Raw genomic sequence first — 16,961 nt, 5'->3', positions numbered from 1 at the left:
TTTTTCGTGTTACGTCGTCGTTTGACTGCGATTCCCTAGCACATTAGGAATCATCCTATATTAAATACGGGGCCGTTGGTGGACGGATATTTAAAATGTCGACAAAAGATACCCGATCTAGTTACGTAAACTGAAATCCGCTACCGCCCGGACCGTCGCAAAGCCTATATTCATGGTAGCATTGAACACAGTCGATGAACGTAGGGGCTTTCGTCTGTGGCTGTGGCGGAACCTGTGGGCTCGACCTCGAGGAGGTCCGGGAGGGTGTTCGGGACGTCGACGTCGTGGCATCCTCCGAACTGCTCTGTGGGGGCGGCCTCGACGGCGTCGAACACGTCATCGACGAGTACGACCTCGACCAACTCATCGTGACGGCCTCGGACGACCGGTGTAAACGGACCTTCCGGGAGTTGGTCGACCGGAAGGGGCTCCACCCGGACGCCGCGGCCTTCGTCGACCACCGCGAGGGGGCCGCGTGGGTCCACGACGAGGAGGCCGCGACCGACAAGACCGCCCGACTGCTCAACGCGACCCACGCCGGCCTCCAGGAGGAGGCAGTCTCCAGAACGGTCTCCCGGGAGGCCGGCGACGAGGTCGCGGTCGTGGGCGACCCCGAGACGGCGGCCGCCCTCGCCGAGTCTGCCGAGGTGACGCTCGTCGCCGACGGCCGCGAGTTCGCGAACGTCGACGTCGACCTCGATGACGTCGACATCGCTCGCGGGGAGGTCGTCGACGTCGACGGGCGGTTCGGCGAGTTCGAACTCACCCTCGAATCGCGGGTCACCGAAGCCTGCATCGACTGCATGGAGTGCGTCCGGGAAGGCCCCGACGGCGTCACCGCACGGCCCGTCCAGATTCCGGCCAACGCACCCGACGGCGAGTGGACCGATGTGTGTCCGACCGACGCCATCGAGATGGATGGGACGACCCACCGCATCGCCGCCGACCAGGTCATCCACCCCGACGCCGACCAAGATACCCGCGGCGGTCGCGTGGGCTACTACACCGGCCACGTCGACGCGGCCACGGTAGCGGCCGTCGAGTCCCAACTCGGCGGCATCGAGAAACCCGCGTTCCTCGACCTCGAGATGGACGTCTGTGCCGCGGGCGCCTCCTCCCAAGAGGGCTGTACGGCCTGTACGGACGCCTGTCCCCACGATGCGGTGGGTCGACCGTCGGTCGATTCCGTCGAGTTCGACGAGGTGGCCTGTCAGGACTGCGGGGCCTGCACCTCCGCGTGTCCGACCGGTGCCACACAGCTCCGAGAGCCGTCGAACCGGCGCATCGCTCGCGAAGTCGAGGCCCTGCTGAAGGCGGAAAACGACGACGGCGGCTGGCTGTTCAACCGGGGGTCGAGCGGCATCGACCAGCCGGTCGTCGCCTTCGTCTGCTCGGAGCGGGCCGCCGACCGCCTCCGCGAGTACGGCCGCCGGGCGGCAGTAGAGGAGGACGTCACCTATCCGCCGGTTCTCCCCGTGGAAGTCAACTGCACCGACACGGTCGGGGAGGCCCACGTCATGCACGCGCTGGCGGCGGGCGCCGACGGCGTCGCCATCGTCGGCTGCGGCGGCGACTGTCTGCACTCCGGACCGGACCCCAAGGCCGAACTGGTCGAGCGCCTGAACCGCGCGACCGCCGACCTCGGTTTGGGCGAGCGCGTCGGCTTCTTCGCACCCGGGGCCGACGACCCCGGCCAGTTCGTCGAGGAACTCTCCAGGTTCGTCGTCGAGCGCCTCGACGAGTCGCCGGTCCCCGCCGGCGAACACGAGGCCGAGGGCACCATCGAGGGCGACATCGACCGGCCGGCGTTTGCCTCCCACGCGTGGACGCTCGAATCCGTGCGCACGCTCCTCGAACACGTCGACCCCGACCGGGAGGTCATCCGTGGACTGAAGGACTTCGGCTGGATGGACGTCTCGGACGCCTGCAACCTCACGCCGACCTGTACGAACCTGTGTCCGACCGACGCCGTCCAGCGGACGAACGACGGCGACCTGCTTTTCAACCACGAACGCTGTGTCAACTGCGGCCTCTGTGAGGAGGGGTGTCCGGAGACGGCCATCACGATGCAGGACGGACTCGACCTGTCGCTGCTTCCCGAGAACCGCGAAGAGGCCCCCGAGGACGTGCCGACCGCCGCGTGGTCCCGCGTCTACGAGGGCGAGATGCAGGAGTGCGTTCGCTGTGGCAAGCCGTTCGCCTCCGCCGGAACCGTCGACAAGGTTCGCGGGGAGGTCGGCAACGCGGTCGAGGGTATCGCGCCGGAGTCGCCGCATTCGGTCTTCGAGTACTGTGGCGACTGTCGGACGCACCTGCTGTTCGAACGAGGTGAAAACTGATGGACGAAACCCAAATATACGAGGCACGACTGGAAGTGATCGACTTCCTCATCGAGGTGTTCTACGACGCCCCCAGCGAGGAGTTCCTCGGGCGGCTATTCTCCGACGAGGTAGCCGTCCCCGAGGGGGAAATCAACGACCCGATGGACCGCGGCTTCGAGCGACTCGAGGCGTTCATCGAGGCCAACCAGTCGCGGTCGGTCGAGGACGTCGCCGACGAACTCCGGACGGCGTACACCCGCCTGTTCGTCGGGCCGCGTCCGCCGGCGCTTCCCCACGAGACCTACTACCGGGAGGACACCGAGTTCATCGGCGAGGGACTCGCGGAACTGGAGGCGGACTACTCGGCGGCCGGCTGGAAGCCCCACGAGGACTACCCCGAGGAGAACGACCACATCGCCGTCGAACTCGCGTTCCTCCGCAATCTGGTCGACCGCCAGCGGGGCGGGGAGGAGGCGGCTTTCAGTTACGAACGGGTCTTCCTCGACGAGCACCTCGGGCGGTGGGACGAGCAGTTCCTCGAGACGGTTCGGGAGGAGTTCGACGAGGCGGAAGCCGAGGCGAACCTCTTTTTGGCCGCGTCGGAGGTGTTCGTCGGCCTCGTCGCATTCGAGGACGAACTCGTCGCCCAGCAGGTGCCTACCTAGCCCCGTAGACGACGACGAATCCCGACAGCAGCGCGAGGACGCCGAGGGCGGCCACCACGGGCGCGCCGGCGTCGATGGTCCGCTCCATCAGGAAGTAACTGCTCCAGACGCCGCGCCACTCGGCGAACAGCGAGACGAGGCCGATACCGACGACGACCGCGAGCAGCGACCCGACCGCCGAGGCCAGCACCGCGGTACCGAGGCGGTCAGCCATCGTACCACCGGCCGACGAGGAGGACTCCGAAAAGCGGCACCAGCAGGACGAGCAGGTACTGCACCACCGTCGACATGTATCGAATCGTCGATTCGAGATGAATCGACCAGTGCCACGTCCCTTTCAGTCCGGCGATGACGGCGATGGTGCCGACGAGGAGAAGCGAGAGGCCGATCAGTGCCGTAACCACGTAGACCGCCACACGGATGTAGCCGAGCGCTCGGGTCAGGTCGGAATCGGTCGGTGAGTTCGTTTCGACGGCCATTGTTCAGGACCAGTGTTGTCTGTACGCGTCGTAGGTGACGACGACGAGAGCGACGAGGCCGAGACCGAGGACCGCCAACGAGGTCATCGACGTTTCGGGGGTGGTTCCGAGGTGTGCGATACCACTTGTCACGGTTCTAGTTGCGAGTCGGCGGTCTAAACCCTTGTGGAACCTCACGCTTCGCCGTCAGGTCGCTACGCGGAGACGTCGAAATCCCCGGAGCAGAACCGCGAGAAACGTTTTTGACTGTTCAGACGTACACCAGTGCATGACCTCGCGACGCGGGCTGTTGGGGCGGTTGGCCGCCGCCGGACTCGCGGCGATACCGGGGTGTTCGACGCTACTCTCGGGGGACCGCGGCGACCCTGTCTCGCTGCCGCCGAACCCCCACGAGGTCCCCGACCGACAGCACGCGTGGGACGCGGCCCTGCATACGGACGCCCACGGCAACCATCACCCGCCGCGGCACCACCGCGTTCTCCTGCTGAATCTGGACGTCGAACCCTCCGCCGACGCCGCCGACACCGTCGAGACCGCGATGCGCGAACTGGAGGCCACCTACGAGTGGTCCCCCGACGGACTCCTGCACACGCTGGCGTGGGGGACCCGCTACTTCGAACGACTCGGGGAGCTAGAGGCCTCGCCGATTCGCCACCCGGAAGTGCTCTCGCGGACCGACGACCCGGACCTGCTCTCCTACGACGCGGCGCTCGTCCTCGCCGCCGACGTCCCTTCACACCTCGTCCGCGCCGAGACGGCGCTGTTCTCGGAGTCCGAACCCCTCGAAGGCCGACAGTTGGAGGCGAGACTCGACGACGTGTTCTCGGTCGCTGCCCGCCGAACGGGGTTCCACGGCGAGGGCCTTCCCGCCGAACACACCGACGCCGAGGGCGTCCCCGACGACGTTCCCCGGGATGCGCCGATGTTCACCGGCTTCATGTCGATGCGCCGGGGGACACAGGCCAGCGAGGACCGCGTCACCATCGACAGCGGCCGCCTCGAGGACGGCCGGTTCGACGGCGGCACGACGATGCATCTCTCGCATCTGAGCGAATCGCTCGACGCGTGGTGGAACATGGACGAGGGGGGCCGGGTCGACCGGATGTTCTCGCCGGAGTTCTCCCCGGAGGACATCGACTCCTTTACCGACGACGTGCCGTTTCTGGACCAGGCATTCGACCACGCCGAGGAGTTCGGCGTCGTCGGCCACCACGAGAAGGTGGCCCGCGCACGCGAAGACGGGAGTCCAGTCATCCTCAGACGGGACTTCAACACGACCGACGGGGACCGAGCGGGCGTTCACTTCCTGTCGTTACAGGCGTCGCTCGACGACTTCGTCGCGACGCGGAAAGCCATGAACGGCTGGTTCCTCCGGAACGAACACGACCGGGTGACCGACAGGAAGAACAACGGCCTGTTGAACTTCATCGAGGTGCAATCACGGGCGAACTTCTACGTGCCACCTCGTTACAGCCGCGCGTTTCCGGCGTTCTCGCCGTAAAAACCGTTACTCGTCCAGGGAGACGTCGCCGTCGACCTCGCCGGTGTGGAGTTCGTTCGGCCAGACGCCGTGGTCCCATACCTCGAACCCGTTGAACGTCTCGGTCGCGCCCTTGGGGCGCCACTCGCCATCCTTGTGTGACATACTACCACATACTGGGGACGTAGTCTTAAGGTTTGTGTGGCGCCCGCCGGTCGACCGACGGAGGAACCGCATCAGGTCGGCGGCGCGTTGGAGGGTCGTTCCTCGTCGTCGAGGAACACGCGCGCGAACAGGTCGACGTAGAGGGCGAGCACCTCGGACTCGTCGATGCCCTTCGCCGTCGCCTGCTGTTCGAGGAAGTTCGCCAGCGCGTCGGTTGGGTCGTGGTGGACGGTCCGGTCGTCGACCTCGAAGTCGACCTCGTGGGCGCCGGAGACGAGGTGTTCGACCTCCAGCAGGGCCTGCTCGACCTTGGTTTCGAGCGCCTCGGCTTCGTCCTCCAGTCGGGCTTCGCCCCACTCCTCGGCGGCCGCGGCGAGGCGGTCGCTGACCTCGAAGGTTATCAAAACGACACGCCCTCCTCGGCCTCGAAGGCGGTCTCCCAGACGGTCTCCTCCTCGCAGACCGGACACCGCTGGCGGAGTTCCGACCGCTCCATCCGCGTGAAGTTACCCATCTGTCCGCATTCGGTGCACTCGAAGTACGTCATTCCGGGGGCCAGCTCTCGGGGGCCGGCTCTTCTTCACCCAGTTCGCCGAAGATGGCGACCATCAGCCCGATGAACCCCGCGAGTACGATGAGCCCGACGACCCCGCTGGGTGCCGACCGGCCGATGTAGTCCATCGACGTCCACTCTATCAGTTCGAACACCTCGAACCAGACGACGACCGCCCAGATGGCGACCGCGAGGGCCCCGAGCGTTATCCACCGCGTCTGTTGAAGCGAAGTTCTGATACCCATGTTAACTACCCACACTAAAGTTGAGAGGGGGAGGGTCAAAAATGTATTCCACCCCCGGCCACCCCCGGATTGGCCATCTGGTCGACCATCACGTTCTTCGAGAGGAGGACTTTAGGTCGGCGACGGCGTTCGGTTCGCTGTGGACCCGTCGCGTATCGTCGATGAGTTCCCCGCACCCTCCTTTCGAGGCGCACAGGAGCAGGCCCTCAGCGACATCCGCGCCGCCTTCGAGGCCGGCAACGACGTCGTGCTCGTGCGCGCGCCGACCGGTAGCGGCAAGTCCCTCCTCGCCCGCGCCATCGCCGGATGTGCCCGTCGGGCCGGTTCCGGCGAGGCCGCCAAACCCGTCGGCGCCTACTACACGACGCCGCAGGTCTCCCAACTCGACGACGTCGAGGGCGACGAGTTGCTGGAAGATTTGAGCGTCATCCGTGGGAAGGCCAACTACTCGTGTATCCTGCCGGGCGAGACCTCGACGCCGGTGAATCAGGCGCCCTGCGCCCGCGAACGGGGATTCAACTGCCCCGTCAAACATCGCTGCCCGTACTTCTCGGACCGGTCTATCGCCTCGAATCGCGAAATCGCGGCGATGACGCTGGCGTACTTCATGCAGACCGCCGGCAGCGACGTCTTCGGCACCCGCGACGTGGTGGTCGTCGACGAGGCTCACGGCCTCGCCGAGTGGGCGGAGATGTACGCGACCATCGACCTCTCGCCGGCCGAAATCCCGGTCTGGGACGCCTGCGAACCGCCCGAAATCGACGACCTGCGCGACGTCGAGGACTACGCCGAGCGGCTGACGACGGTCTGTTCGCGCCGACAGGAGGAACTGCGCAGCAAGGTCGAGCTCACGCCCGAGGAGGCCGAGGAACGCGACCAACTGGCCGAACTGGTCCGGGATTTGGGCTGGTTCCTCGAGGACCTGCGGGACCCCGACAGTCCGACGACGTGGGTCGCCGACCAGGGCCGCAACCGGGCGATTTCCGTCAAGCCGCTGGACCCCGCGCGGTATCTGCACCACACGGTCTGGGACCGCGGTACCAAGTTCGCGCTCCTGTCGGCGACCATCCTCAACAAGGACGCCTTCTGCCGGTCGGCGGGACTGGACCCCGACAACGTCGCGCTGGTCGACGTGCCGCACACGTTCCCCGTCGAGAACCGCCCGCTCTACGACGTGACACGGGGGAAGATGACCTACGAGCACCGCGAGGAGACCCTGCCGAAGGTCGCTCGTACGGTCGTCCGCCTGATGGACGAACACCCCGACGAGAAGGGGCTGATTCATGCCCACTCCTACGACATCGCCGACCGCCTCTACGAGTTGCTGGACGATTTCGGCGTCTCCGACCGCGTGCGCGGCCACGACAAGGAGAACCGCGATGCGGCGCTATCGGGGTGGAAGCGCTCGGACGACGCCGACGTCTTCGTCTCGGTGAAGATGGAGGAGGCACTGGACCTGAAGGACGACCTCTGTCGGTGGCAGGTCCTCTGCAAGGCGCCGTACCCGAACACGAACGACTCGCGAGTCGCCCAACGGCTCGAAGACGGCCAGTGGGGCTGGTATTACCGGACTGCCCTGCGGACGGTCATTCAGGCCTGCGGTCGCGTGGTCCGGTCGCCGGACGACTACGGGGCGACGTATCTCGCCGATTCATCGCTTCTGGACCTCTTCGAGCGGGCGCGCCACGACATGCCCGAGTGGTTCGAGGCACAGGTCGACCGGATGTCCGAACCGGACCTGCCGCCGTTCGACCCGCAGGGCGTCGCAAAGAGTACGAGCGGGTCGACGGGCGGGACGACGACGACATCACGGAACGGGTCGGCCTCGAAAGGCGGCCGTCGCTCCGGCTCTCTGGACGACCACCCGCTGTCGGACGTCTGGGCCGACGAGTGATTAGAGGACGGTGGCCGCGGCCGCGACCATCCACATGACCATCAGGAACGCGAACAGCAGGGCCATGATCTTCTGTCGGTCGAGTTCGACGTCGCCGATTTGCATACGCCGTGATTACCCCTGCCGTCGTATAAGTCCCTCGTCGTGTCGGACGTCGTCGTAGGCGACTCGCTCCTACTCGACGACCGCGTCGACGACGCCGTGGACGACGCCTTCGCTGTGGCTTTTCACAACGCGTGTTTCCATCACGTCGACAGGCCGGCCCGCATCGTTGGCGGCCGCCTCCAGACGGTCGACGGGACGGTCGGGAAACAGCGGTTCGGGCGTCGCCTCGTGCAGATGGAGCGTGCCGCCCGACACGAGCGCCGCCAGCGCCGCGTCGAGGTATTCGTAGGACGGGTCGGACTCCGCCCGACTGCCCTCCGAGCGTGGCTCGGAGGCGTCGTAATAGCCCATCACGACCCGGTCAGCGGTCGTCTCGACGTCGCGGCAATCACCGAGGACCGCCTCGATGCGGTCGGTCACACCGTTCAATCGCGCGTTCTCGACGAGGAGGCGGTAGGACTCGGGATTGATTTCGGCCGCGGTCACCGCGGCGCCGGCCCGGGCCATCGGGAGGGTGAAGTAGCCGATACCGGCGAACATGTCGAAGACGCGCTCGCCCGGGGCGACCACCTCGCCCATCCGCGCGCGTTCGGCCTTGTTGCCCGGCGAGAACATCACTCGCGAGAAATCGACGGCGTACTTCGTGCCGTGTTCGACGTGGACCGTCTCGGTTTCGCCCGCCCCTGCAACGACTTCTGGTGAGGGCTCCCGGCGCGTCCCCGAGACGCCGCCGCGGGCGAGGACGGTGTCGGCGTTGCCGTGCAGTTCCAGCAGGGCCTCGCCGACGGTTTCGCGTTCGTCGGCGTCGAGCGCCGCCTCCGCGGAGACGTCGCCGAAATCAGCCAACACGATGCTTCCGACGACGGCCCACGAGGAAGGAGCCGCCGCAATCGTTTCGTCGCTCGCGCCACGTACCGCGAGGACGTCGTCGAGGCCGCGCTCCCGCGTCGGAAGGTCGACGTCGCGCGTCCCGTCGACGGCCGTCTCCGTGGGCGCTTCGACGACGGGAATCGCCACCCGTTCGTTGTCGTATTCAGCAACGCTTCTGGTCGCGTCGTAGACGCCCTCCGCACGCAGGGCGTCGATAGCGTCCTGCGCGCGCGGTTTCGGGACGAGCGCGGCGAGGTCGGACACGCTATTCGGGGAGGATATGGAGGCCGTCGCGGTGTTTGAGCACCGGTACCTCGTCGGCATCCGGGTCCACGTAGTCGGGCCGCGGAATCGTCTTGGCCTCGTAGGTCTCGGGGTCGAGCACCTGCACGGCGTGGGCGTCCTCGATGGCGACGACGGTCGTCGTCTCGGCGTCCTCGCGGGTGCCGAGTTTCCGGGCGTCGGGCGCGATTCCCTCCTCGAAGTCGGCCTCGTAGCGGTCGCCGCTTTCGAGGCGGGTGCCCTTCAGGTTCCCGTGGGCGCTCGTGACGAGGACGGGGCCGTCGCCGTCCTCGAGGTCGATGACGTCGCCGGGCGTGTAGGGCGGCAGGCGGGCGGTGAAGGTGACCCGATAGACCTCGTTGCCGTCGCCGTCCTCGGTGACGAGCGTGGGCGCCTCGGAGACGGCCCCGCCCAACTCGCGGACGATGCGCTCGGCGATGGTCTGGCCGAGTTTGTTCGTCGAGACCTTCATGTTCACGCCGTCTTTCATCTCCGTAGTCTCGGTGATGAACGCCTCGCGGTCGCCGTCTTCCTCGCGGTCGGCGACGAACTCCTCGGCGATTTCGATGGCGCGGTCCTGTTCTTCGCTACTCGGCGTGCGCTCGGTCCCGCGGACCTGAATCGTGGAGGCGTAGTAGTCGCCCGCGATGCGACCACAGCGGTCGCAGGTCTCTCTGGCGATATAGACGGGAACGGTAACCTTCTCTTGGAGCGGCGTGTCGCGGATGACGCCGGTGAAGACCGCGTGCATCCGGATGGTGTTCTGGTCGACCTGCTCGGGTTCGACGCCCCAGTCGACGTCGTGGGCGTCGACGTGGACCGCCAACCGTTCGGCGGTCTCCTCGATGGCGATATCGGTGTAGTCGCGGGCACCGACGTCGATCCAGCGATTGCCGCGGTGGAGCGCACCGCACTGGCTACAGACCCGAACCTCGATGCGCTCGGGGGCGTCGACGAGGTCGAAATCCTCGAAGTAACAGTCGTCGCACAGCACCGAATCCGGGTCGCGCGGTCCCGTCGGGAGGTCGACCTCCGGGGGCCGTTCGATGGCGTCACCGCAGCGCGGACAGAACTCCTCGGAGCGCGAACCGGAACTCATTGTCGAAGGGTAGCCGATGGAGCCTTTTAAGCGGCGCGCACTGGGTGTCAGACCTCGGTTCGGCACTCCAGCAGTGTCCCGTCCTTCGGGTCGCCGTCCTCCTCGGCCCGGTAGACGACGTGGTCGTCGACGTAGTAGGTCGCCGACCACCAGTAGTCGCCGTGCAACGTCGACGCCATCACGTCGACTTCGACGGGTGTGCCGTCAACGCTGAAGTAGAGCGTCCTCGAATCCCCGCGGCTCTCGTGGGGGTCGTAGCTCTCGAAGTGGGAGTCGAACAGGTCGATGTACCGGTCGACGTCGGGGCCGTGTCGAACGTTCGCGTCGGCGCGCCCTTCGGCGGCGGCCGTCTCCAGCAACTCGCGGAGCCGGTCGTCCGCCACCTCGCTTGCCGCCACCCGCTCGGCGTCGGTGGGGTCGTCCTCGTGGTGAGCCTCGAACAGCAGGTCCGGTCGATAGATGCCGCCGTTGCCCGAGACCTCGACCTCGTAGCCGTCGTCCGCGCTCTGGACGCCCTCCGAGTGGACGCCCAAGTCGTAGGAATCGAGTCGCGTCTCCGGTTCGTACTCGACGACCGACTCCCGGTAGTGGACGGCCTCGTAGTCCTCGACGAACGTCTCGGCGGTTTCGGCGTCGAACTCGGCGGGCCACTCGACGTCGTAGCCCTGTGAGGCCGGGCAGTCCTCGGGGAGGTCCGCCGTCGAATCGCCGACCGCCGGAGGGTCCGAGTCGAGACACCCGCCGAGGGCGGCGGCGCCGACCGCCGAAAGCAGGTTTCGCCGGTGCAGCGTGGCGGGCATATCCGGACGAACGGACCGCCACGTAGAGGGTCTTGTGTAGACTCAAACAGCCGTTTCACCGACTGGCAACTGCGAGCGGGGGGCGCCGCAAAAGTGGGTGGACATAAGTAGGGTCGCGCGCAAAATTTGCCACATGGAGACCCTGTTGTTGAACCGGGACGACGTGGGCGACAACGCCCGGATGGAGGAGGTAATCGTGGCGGTCGAGGAGGCCTTCGCGGCCTACGAGCACGGCAACGTCCAGATGCCGGCCAAGTCGTACATCGACCTGCCGAAGTACAACGGCGACTTCCGGTCGATGCCGGCCTACATGGATGCGGGCGACTGGGACGCGGCGGGCATCAAGTGGGTCAACGTCCACACGGACAACCCCGGCGAGTACGACCTGCCGACGGTGATGGGGACGATGATATACTCGGACCCGACCAACGCCTTCCCACTGTCGATTATGGACGGGACGACGCTGACGCGCAAACGGACAGGCGCCGCGGCCGCAGTCGCCACCGACCACCTCGCGGTCGCCGACGCCGATTCGCTCGGAATCGTCGGCGCCGGCGTCCAGTCCTACACCCAACTGGAGGCCATCAGCGTCGTCCGTGACATCGAGACGGTCGTCGTCGCCGACAAGCGAGAGGACGCCGTCCAGCGGTTCATCGACCGCTTCGGCGACGAGTTCGACGTCCGCGGTGGCTCCATCGCCGAGGCCGCCCAGTGTGATATCCTCTCGACGGTCACGCCCGTCGAATCGCCCATCGTCGACGCCGCTGACGTCGGCGAGCACACCCACATCAACGCGATGGGCGCCGACGCGCCGGGCAAGAACGAACTCGACGAGGAGATCGTCACCAACGCCAAACTCGTCATCGACGACTACGAGCAGTGTACCCACTCCGGGGAGATCAACGTCCCGTGGAGTCGTGGCCTCCTCGACGACGAGGACCTCTACGGCGAGTTGGGCGAAATCGTCGCCGGCGGCAAGACGGGGCGGACCCCCGAGGACGGCGTCACCGTCTTCGATTCGACCGGCCTCGCGATTCAGGACGTGGCGACCGCCCACGTCGTCTACGAGCGCGCGAACGAACAGAACAACGGCACGGCCTTCGACCTCGTCGACACGCGGGTTCAGTAAGCGGAATCAGGCATCGTCGGTTCGGATGTCACCAGGACAGCACCGCCGACCCGGTCTGCTTGGCTCCCCAGACGCTCTTTTCGAGGGCGGTCCGAACGCCCCACGCGGTCTTGCGGGCGGCGGCTTTTGCGTAGTGGCCGGTCGCGCGCTTGATGGGTGCGCGCTGGCCGCGGACGCCGGTGTCGCCGTTGGTGATGGCGGCGACGATATCGTCGCTGTCGACCTCGGAAATTGGTTTGTCGACGGTGAGTTCGGTGTAGGCGCGGCCGACCGTCAGCAGCGAGTGGGCGTCGCTGCCGCCGACGGCGGGGTAGCCGTATTTCGTCGCGTAGCGCCGGGCGCGGCGGTTGCGATAGCCGGTAAAGAGCCACGCGTTGTACGTCTCGATGGCGTCGGGGTCGACGCGCTTGAGGCGGCGCTTGCGGACCCCGTGGCGGGTACGCTGGAAGGGATGGGGAACGACGGCGGCACCGCCGAGTTCGCGGACCGCCTCGACGGTTTCGTCCATCGGCCGGCCGGGCGCGGGCATGTCATCGATGCCGATACCGAGGAGGTGGCCGTCGGCGGTCGATATCTCGACGCCGGGAACGCCGACGAGGCCGTAGTCGGCGGCCTTCTCGGCGGCCTCGACGGAGGTCCCGATGGTGTCGTGGTCGGTGATGACCACGGCGTCGAGGTCGATGTCGGCGGCGTGTTCCAGAATCAGATCGACGGGTTCGTGCCCGTCGTACGACGCCTCGCTGTGGACGTGAAAATCCACTTCGAGGGTGCTCGGCCGTCTCATTGGCTTTCGGCTTCGGGCCGACGACGTAAAAGACGCGCGCCGAAGCGGGGGCGAAATCGGCGGTGTCGGGCGGAACAAGGCTTTTTATCGCCTCCTCCGGAAGGAGAGCACATGGTCGGGTTCGAAGGGAGTTCCGTCTCGCGGTCGGTGGATTACGAGCCGATCAGCGTCAAGGAGCTCCTGGTCGAGATGAAGGACACCTCCGAGTTACTCATCGACCTCGCGTATTCGGCGGTCCTCCACCAGAGCGACGCCCTCGCCCGCGAGGTGCTGACGCTCGAAGAGAAGATGGACGTCCTCCAGATGCGCGCGCGGATGAGCCTCATGATGGCCGCGCGCAACCCCAGCGAGGTCGAGACGCTGGCGCCCGTGCTGGGCATCGCCGCGGGCGCGGACCACATCAGCGACGCCGCTGCCGACATCGCCAAAATCGTCCTCGAAGACATCGGTCTGCCGGAGGCGATGCGGGCGGCGCTTCCCGAGGCCGTCGAGGCGCTCGTTCGCGGCGAGGTCACGGCCGACTCGCCGTACGCCGGCCGAACGCTGCTGGATATCAACCTCGAAAGCGAGACCGGCGTTCGCGTCATCGGCATCCGGCGCGGCAGCGAGTGGATCCTCAATCCCGGCCCCGAGACGACCATCGAGGCCGACGACGTGATGTTGATGCGCGGGCCCGAGGAGGCGCTGGCCGACGTCTACGAGACGGCGGCCGACGACGATTACGAGTCGCCGGAACCGCCGGACTCGGAGGTCGACGACCTCGAACGCGCGGTCGATTCCATCATCCTGATGAAGAACCTCTCGGAGCTGGCGGTCGACCTCGCGTACGGAAGTATCCTCTTCGAGAACGCCGAACTGGCCGAGGAGGTCCGCAACCTCGAAGTCGAGGTCGACGCGCTCCGCTCGCGGTTCGAGGCGTGGCTTCTCGGCGCCGCCGCCGACGCCGACGACCCCGTCTCCCTGCGCGGCCTCATCTATCTCGGCGTCAGCACCGAGATGATAAGCGACGCCGCCCTCGAAATCAGCGAGGGCGTCCTCCGGGGGCTCGACATCCACCCGGTCGTCGAGTTGGCGGTTCAGGAGTCCGACGAGATTATCACGCGGACCGAAATCGAGGCCGGCAGCGAACTCGATGGCACGGAGATCGAAGCGGGCGTTCCCGAGACGGGACTCAGCATGAGCGTCATCGCGGTGCGCCGCCCCGAGGAGGGCTGGATTATCGCCTCCGACGCCGACCTGACCCTGCAGGCCGGCGACGTGCTCATCGCAAAGGGGACCCGCACCTCCGCCGAGGAGTTCGAATCCTTGGCGAAGGTCTGATTCCCCACCGCTTTCGTCCCGCTGGAGACTCTCGTTCGTGGTTCGTCGCTTGGTTCGCAGTCCTTTGTTATTTCATTCGCGCGTGCGACCAGTCGTGGCTATTCGGCCACACCCTCGGTCGACGAGCCGTCGGTACTGGGAGGTATCGAATCGTTTCTTTGAACCACTTGATACCATAGAATGGATTTCAACACCATTTAGAGACAAATTTATATACCTTGGAACCATCTATTCAGATACAATGAGCGAGAACGATTCCCCGGTCAGTGCGGTCTTCCAGTTCCAGCGAACGACCATCGAGGGCACCCGCGACGCCATCGAGAGCGGCGTCGAGTTCCAGAAGCGCATCAACGAGACCCTCATCGGCGGCTTCGACCCCGCCCGCGACGTCTCCGAGCGCAGCGGTGACCTCGTCCGGACCGGCTTCGACACGTACTTCGACGCCATCGAGGCGACCGTTCCCGGCGACCGGGACGCCGTCGCGGACCTCCGCGAGTCGGTCGACGAACAGCTCGACACCCTCGAGGAGAACCGCACGGACGCGCTGGACCGCATCGAGGACGGCCTTCAGGACGGCAGCGACTCCGTCGACGAGTTCCTCGACGACTTCCTCGGCCAGCTCGACGAGCAGGTCGATGCCGTCCTCGAGGCCAACGAGGACCTCGAAGACCAGACCGTCGACGCCCTCGAGGACCTCCAGACTCAGATCGACGACGTCCGCGATGAACTGGAGGAGCGCGGCGAGGAGTTCCGCGACCAAGTCGAAGGCCAACTCGACGACATCCAGGAGCAGATCGAAGAGCAGACCGAAACGCTCCAGAATCAGGTCGAGGACGTGACCGAGAACGTCTCCGAGGCCGCCGAGAGCGCGACCAACGCCGACGCTGACGAGGACGCCGCGGCCTAAGCCCGGCAACCCCTCGACGCTGCCCGACGGCGGCCATCGGTCCCATATCCTTCACACGGCTTTTACATTCGATAGCGGCGCGGCTAACGTGGCTGAAGAGCATATCCCCACCCAGTAGTTTCTACCGTTCGCGACGAGAGACATGACGTAATGGCGGACGGTTGGGAAACTCTCAGCGTGCTCATCGCCGTGGAGTTCGTCGTCATGGCCGCGGTCGTTGCTATACTGGTTCCGTTAGACGCCGTGGTCTGGGTGTTTCCCCTGTTCGTCGTCTTCCTGCTGTCCCTCTACGCGTACTGGTCATGACGGACCGGACGCTGGCGCCTTCAGAGCACGAGAATCGCGACACCGGAGAGAATCAGCACGCCACAGATGTCGGCGACGTTCGTGACGACCGGGATGGTCGTGTCGTCGGGGTCCAGTCCCAGTCGGTAGGAGACGTAGGTGGCGCCGATGGAAAGCAGGATGGCCAGCACCGCCAGTGACATCCCGCTGACGAGCGAGATGACGAGCAAATCCGAGAGCGCCATCGGCGCGCCGGTGACGAACCGGCCGATGACCCACGCCGCCAGCGCCAAGAGCGTGAAGACGGTCGCCGCGAGCCCCAGTATCGCGAAGATGTTCGTCCACAGGACGGTATCCCGGAGGTCGAACTCCAAGAGGCCGAGATGGAGGCGCGTCGAGAGCCGCGAGGAGAGGATGGCGCCGAGGTTACCGCCCATGCCGATCATCACCGGCACCAACACGAGCAGCGTCGGGTTGTCCAGATACGTCGCCTCCAGAGCTTCGAGGACGTAGCCCGACCCCATCTCCAGCATCGAGAGGACGAGCAAGAGCGGAAACATCGTCAGGACGATGTGACGCGTTCGCCACGACCCGAGGTCGTCGGTCACAGTACCACCCCGATGGTGACGATGGCGAAATAGAGGAAGACGACCCCGAAGACGTCACCGAGCATGGTGACGATGGGGCCGATGAGGTTGTCGGGGTCCATCCCCCGTTCGTAGCTCCCGAAGACCAGAATCAGCAGGCCGAAGACGAGGACGACCGAGGTGAGCAGGCCCGCGAGGAACGTGATGCCGACGAGTTCGACGAGGCGGGCGGACTCGCGGCCGAGCGCCTGCAAGATGGCCCACGAGAGGCCGCCGATGACCACCGAGATGCCGATTCCATTTATAAATGATGCGACGACGGCGTTGACGAGACGCCGGTCCCAGTCGATGTCGGGTTCGATAAGGCCCTGATGGAGCCCCGAGGAGATGCGTGCGCCGAAGGCGCCGTAGACGTTGCCGCGGGTCGCGAGGAAGGCGGGGAGCAACAGGAGGAGGCCGGGGAACTGCCGAAAGCCCTCGCGCATGGCTTCGCTGCCGAGGACGGTCCCCGCGAAAAGGCCGCCGAGGAGGCTCACAGAGAGGATGCCGATGGATTCCCGGTAGATGCGGGTGACCTCCTCGCGGACATCCATACTGGAAACCTCTCGTGGTCGGGGTATAAAATCGGCGGCGATGCCGGCCGGCTATCGGCCTGCGGCCCGCGCGAGGACGTTGCCGACCACGACGGCACCCAGCGCCGCGCTGACCTGCACCGTCGGCCCGACCGGCGTGAGCGTGCCGAGCGCGACCACGAGGACGGCAAAGCAGATGACGCCGGCCTCGATGCGTCGGACGGGGAGGTCGAGGTCGAGGGTGTGGTTGACCTCGACGCTCGTATCGCCCGTCACGTCGACGTTGTGCTCCATGTCCTCGCCGAGGAACTCGGTCGGCGTGAACAGCCGGGGGTCGAAGAGAGGAGTCGCTTCCCTGTCGTCGTCGGCCATGCCGGGATATTTCGGTCTGGTGGTAAATAAACCGCGGACGTCCACCG

At 66.3% G+C, this 16,961-nt stretch carries 22 protein-coding genes; 8 read left to right on the top strand and 14 right to left on the bottom strand.

Features of this window, described 5'->3' with window-relative positions:
- The first annotated feature begins 194 nt into the window (after positions 1–194).
- Complete coding sequence (locus U5914_RS03300; RefSeq protein ID WP_336134149.1) at positions 195–2,339, top strand: hydrogenase iron-sulfur subunit; 2,145 nt, start codon at positions 195–197, stop codon at positions 2,337–2,339.
- Positions 2,339–2,986: a TorD/DmsD family molecular chaperone gene (locus tag U5914_RS03295; RefSeq protein ID WP_336134147.1), complete on the top strand. Its 648-nt coding sequence runs from the start codon at positions 2,339–2,341 to the stop codon at positions 2,984–2,986. The genes U5914_RS03300 and U5914_RS03295 overlap by 1 nt, the downstream gene beginning before the upstream one ends.
- Here the strand turns inward: U5914_RS03295 and U5914_RS03290 are convergent.
- The 3 genes from U5914_RS03290 to U5914_RS03280 are packed head-to-tail and all read right to left on the bottom strand — an operon-like array spanning position 2,979 to position 3,597.
- Positions 2,979–3,200, bottom strand: a complete 222-nt coding sequence (locus U5914_RS03290) for a hypothetical protein (RefSeq protein ID WP_336134145.1) — start codon at positions 3,198–3,200, stop codon at positions 2,979–2,981. The two genes, U5914_RS03295 and U5914_RS03290, sit on opposite strands and share 8 nt — an antisense overlap.
- Positions 3,193–3,465 carry a hypothetical protein gene (locus U5914_RS03285; protein WP_336134143.1) on the bottom strand — a complete coding sequence of 91 codons (273 nt, stop codon included), beginning with the start codon at positions 3,463–3,465 and terminating at the stop codon, positions 3,193–3,195. The genes U5914_RS03290 and U5914_RS03285 overlap by 8 nt, the downstream gene beginning before the upstream one ends.
- Positions 3,466–3,468: 3 nt before the next feature.
- The gene (locus U5914_RS03280; RefSeq protein WP_336134141.1) at positions 3,469–3,597 is read right to left on the bottom strand and encodes a hypothetical protein; all 129 of its coding nucleotides are present in this window, start codon (positions 3,595–3,597) and stop codon (positions 3,469–3,471) included.
- A gap of 136 nt (positions 3,598–3,733) precedes the next feature.
- On the opposite strand from U5914_RS03280, the gene U5914_RS03275 reads away from it, so the two are divergent.
- Positions 3,734–4,966 (top strand): DUF7405 family protein, encoded by a 1,233-nt coding sequence (locus tag U5914_RS03275; protein ID WP_336134139.1) that lies wholly within the window; start codon positions 3,734–3,736, stop codon positions 4,964–4,966.
- A 6-nt stretch (positions 4,967–4,972) separates the two neighbouring features.
- On the opposite strand, the gene U5914_RS03270 is transcribed toward U5914_RS03275, so the two are convergent.
- The 4 genes from U5914_RS03270 to U5914_RS03255 form a co-directional block, all read right to left on the bottom strand.
- A complete protein-coding gene (locus U5914_RS03270; protein ID WP_336134138.1) occupies positions 4,973–5,110 on the bottom strand; it encodes a hypothetical protein in 138 nt (45 codons plus the stop codon).
- A 71-nt stretch (positions 5,111–5,181) separates the two neighbouring features.
- A complete protein-coding gene (locus U5914_RS03265; RefSeq protein WP_336134137.1) occupies positions 5,182–5,514 on the bottom strand; it encodes a hypothetical protein in 333 nt (110 codons plus the stop codon).
- Positions 5,511–5,657, bottom strand: a complete 147-nt coding sequence (locus U5914_RS03260; RefSeq protein ID WP_336134136.1) for a hypothetical protein — start codon at positions 5,655–5,657, stop codon at positions 5,511–5,513. Before U5914_RS03260 ends, U5914_RS03265 begins: the two co-directional genes overlap by 4 nt.
- On the bottom strand, positions 5,654–5,908 hold the full coding sequence (locus U5914_RS03255) for a hypothetical protein (RefSeq protein ID WP_336134134.1): 255 nt from the start codon (positions 5,906–5,908) through the stop codon (positions 5,654–5,656). The genes U5914_RS03260 and U5914_RS03255 overlap by 4 nt, the downstream gene beginning before the upstream one ends.
- Before the next feature lie 139 nt (positions 5,909–6,047).
- Between U5914_RS03255 and U5914_RS03250 the strand changes: the two genes are divergently transcribed.
- A complete protein-coding gene (locus tag U5914_RS03250) occupies positions 6,048–7,802 on the top strand; it encodes an ATP-dependent DNA helicase (RefSeq protein ID WP_336134132.1) in 1,755 nt (584 codons plus the stop codon).
- A 174-nt stretch (positions 7,803–7,976) separates the two neighbouring features.
- Here U5914_RS03250 and U5914_RS03245 read toward each other — a convergent pair whose 3' ends face one another.
- Genes U5914_RS03245 through U5914_RS03235 form a run of 3 tightly spaced genes read right to left on the bottom strand, consistent with a single transcriptional unit; the run spans position 7,977 to position 10,958 of the window.
- Entirely contained in the window at positions 7,977–9,041 is a 1,065-nt protein-coding gene (locus U5914_RS03245) for a class I SAM-dependent methyltransferase (RefSeq protein WP_336134131.1), read from the bottom strand.
- Position 9,042: 1 nt separating this feature from the next.
- A complete protein-coding gene (locus U5914_RS03240) occupies positions 9,043–10,158 on the bottom strand; it encodes a 60S ribosomal export protein NMD3 (RefSeq protein WP_336134130.1) in 1,116 nt (371 codons plus the stop codon).
- Between the two features lie 47 nt (positions 10,159–10,205).
- Complete coding sequence (locus U5914_RS03235; RefSeq protein WP_336134129.1) at positions 10,206–10,958, bottom strand: hypothetical protein; 753 nt, start codon at positions 10,956–10,958, stop codon at positions 10,206–10,208.
- A gap of 133 nt (positions 10,959–11,091) precedes the next feature.
- Here U5914_RS03235 and U5914_RS03230 point away from each other — a divergent pair, with 133 nt between their 5' ends.
- On the top strand, positions 11,092–12,087 hold the full coding sequence (locus U5914_RS03230; protein WP_336134128.1) for an ornithine cyclodeaminase family protein: 996 nt from the start codon (positions 11,092–11,094) through the stop codon (positions 12,085–12,087).
- Between the two features lie 28 nt (positions 12,088–12,115).
- On the opposite strand, the gene U5914_RS03225 is transcribed toward U5914_RS03230, so the two are convergent.
- On the bottom strand, positions 12,116–12,871 hold the full coding sequence (locus U5914_RS03225; RefSeq protein WP_336134126.1) for a PHP domain-containing protein: 756 nt from the start codon (positions 12,869–12,871) through the stop codon (positions 12,116–12,118).
- Positions 12,872–12,982: 111 nt separating this feature from the next.
- On the opposite strand from U5914_RS03225, the gene U5914_RS03220 reads away from it, so the two are divergent.
- The 3 genes from U5914_RS03220 (at position 12,983) to U5914_RS03210 (ending at position 15,404) form a co-directional block, all read left to right on the top strand.
- Positions 12,983–14,191, top strand: a complete 1,209-nt coding sequence (locus U5914_RS03220) for a potassium channel family protein (RefSeq protein ID WP_336134125.1) — start codon at positions 12,983–12,985, stop codon at positions 14,189–14,191.
- A 241-nt stretch (positions 14,192–14,432) separates the two neighbouring features.
- A complete protein-coding gene (locus tag U5914_RS03215) occupies positions 14,433–15,098 on the top strand; it encodes a hypothetical protein (protein ID WP_336134124.1) in 666 nt (221 codons plus the stop codon).
- Between the two features lie 150 nt (positions 15,099–15,248).
- Complete coding sequence (locus U5914_RS03210) at positions 15,249–15,404, top strand: hypothetical protein (protein ID WP_336134122.1); 156 nt, start codon at positions 15,249–15,251, stop codon at positions 15,402–15,404.
- A 20-nt stretch (positions 15,405–15,424) separates the two neighbouring features.
- Here the strand turns inward: U5914_RS03210 and U5914_RS03205 are convergent, their stop codons facing one another.
- From U5914_RS03205 to U5914_RS03195, 3 genes are read right to left on the bottom strand one after another with little or no spacing between them, the layout of a single operon-like run.
- Entirely contained in the window at positions 15,425–15,943 is a 519-nt protein-coding gene (locus U5914_RS03205) for a magnesium transporter (RefSeq protein WP_336134631.1), read from the bottom strand.
- Between the two features lie 44 nt (positions 15,944–15,987).
- On the bottom strand, positions 15,988–16,563 hold the full coding sequence (locus U5914_RS03200) for a magnesium transporter (RefSeq protein WP_336134121.1): 576 nt from the start codon (positions 16,561–16,563) through the stop codon (positions 15,988–15,990).
- 51 nt (positions 16,564–16,614) lie between these two features.
- Positions 16,615–16,914: a hypothetical protein gene (locus U5914_RS03195; RefSeq protein WP_336134120.1), complete on the bottom strand. Its 300-nt coding sequence runs from the start codon at positions 16,912–16,914 to the stop codon at positions 16,615–16,617.
- Between the last annotated feature and the right edge of the window lie 47 nt (positions 16,915–16,961).

The organism is Natronomonas amylolytica, from assembly GCF_037031205.1.
In the GTDB taxonomy this organism is placed as follows: Archaea; Halobacteriota; Halobacteria; order Halobacteriales; family Haloarculaceae; genus Natronomonas; species Natronomonas amylolytica.
Note: the sequence above shows the minus strand (reverse complement) of the source record. Positions and strands in the feature narration are given on the sequence as shown.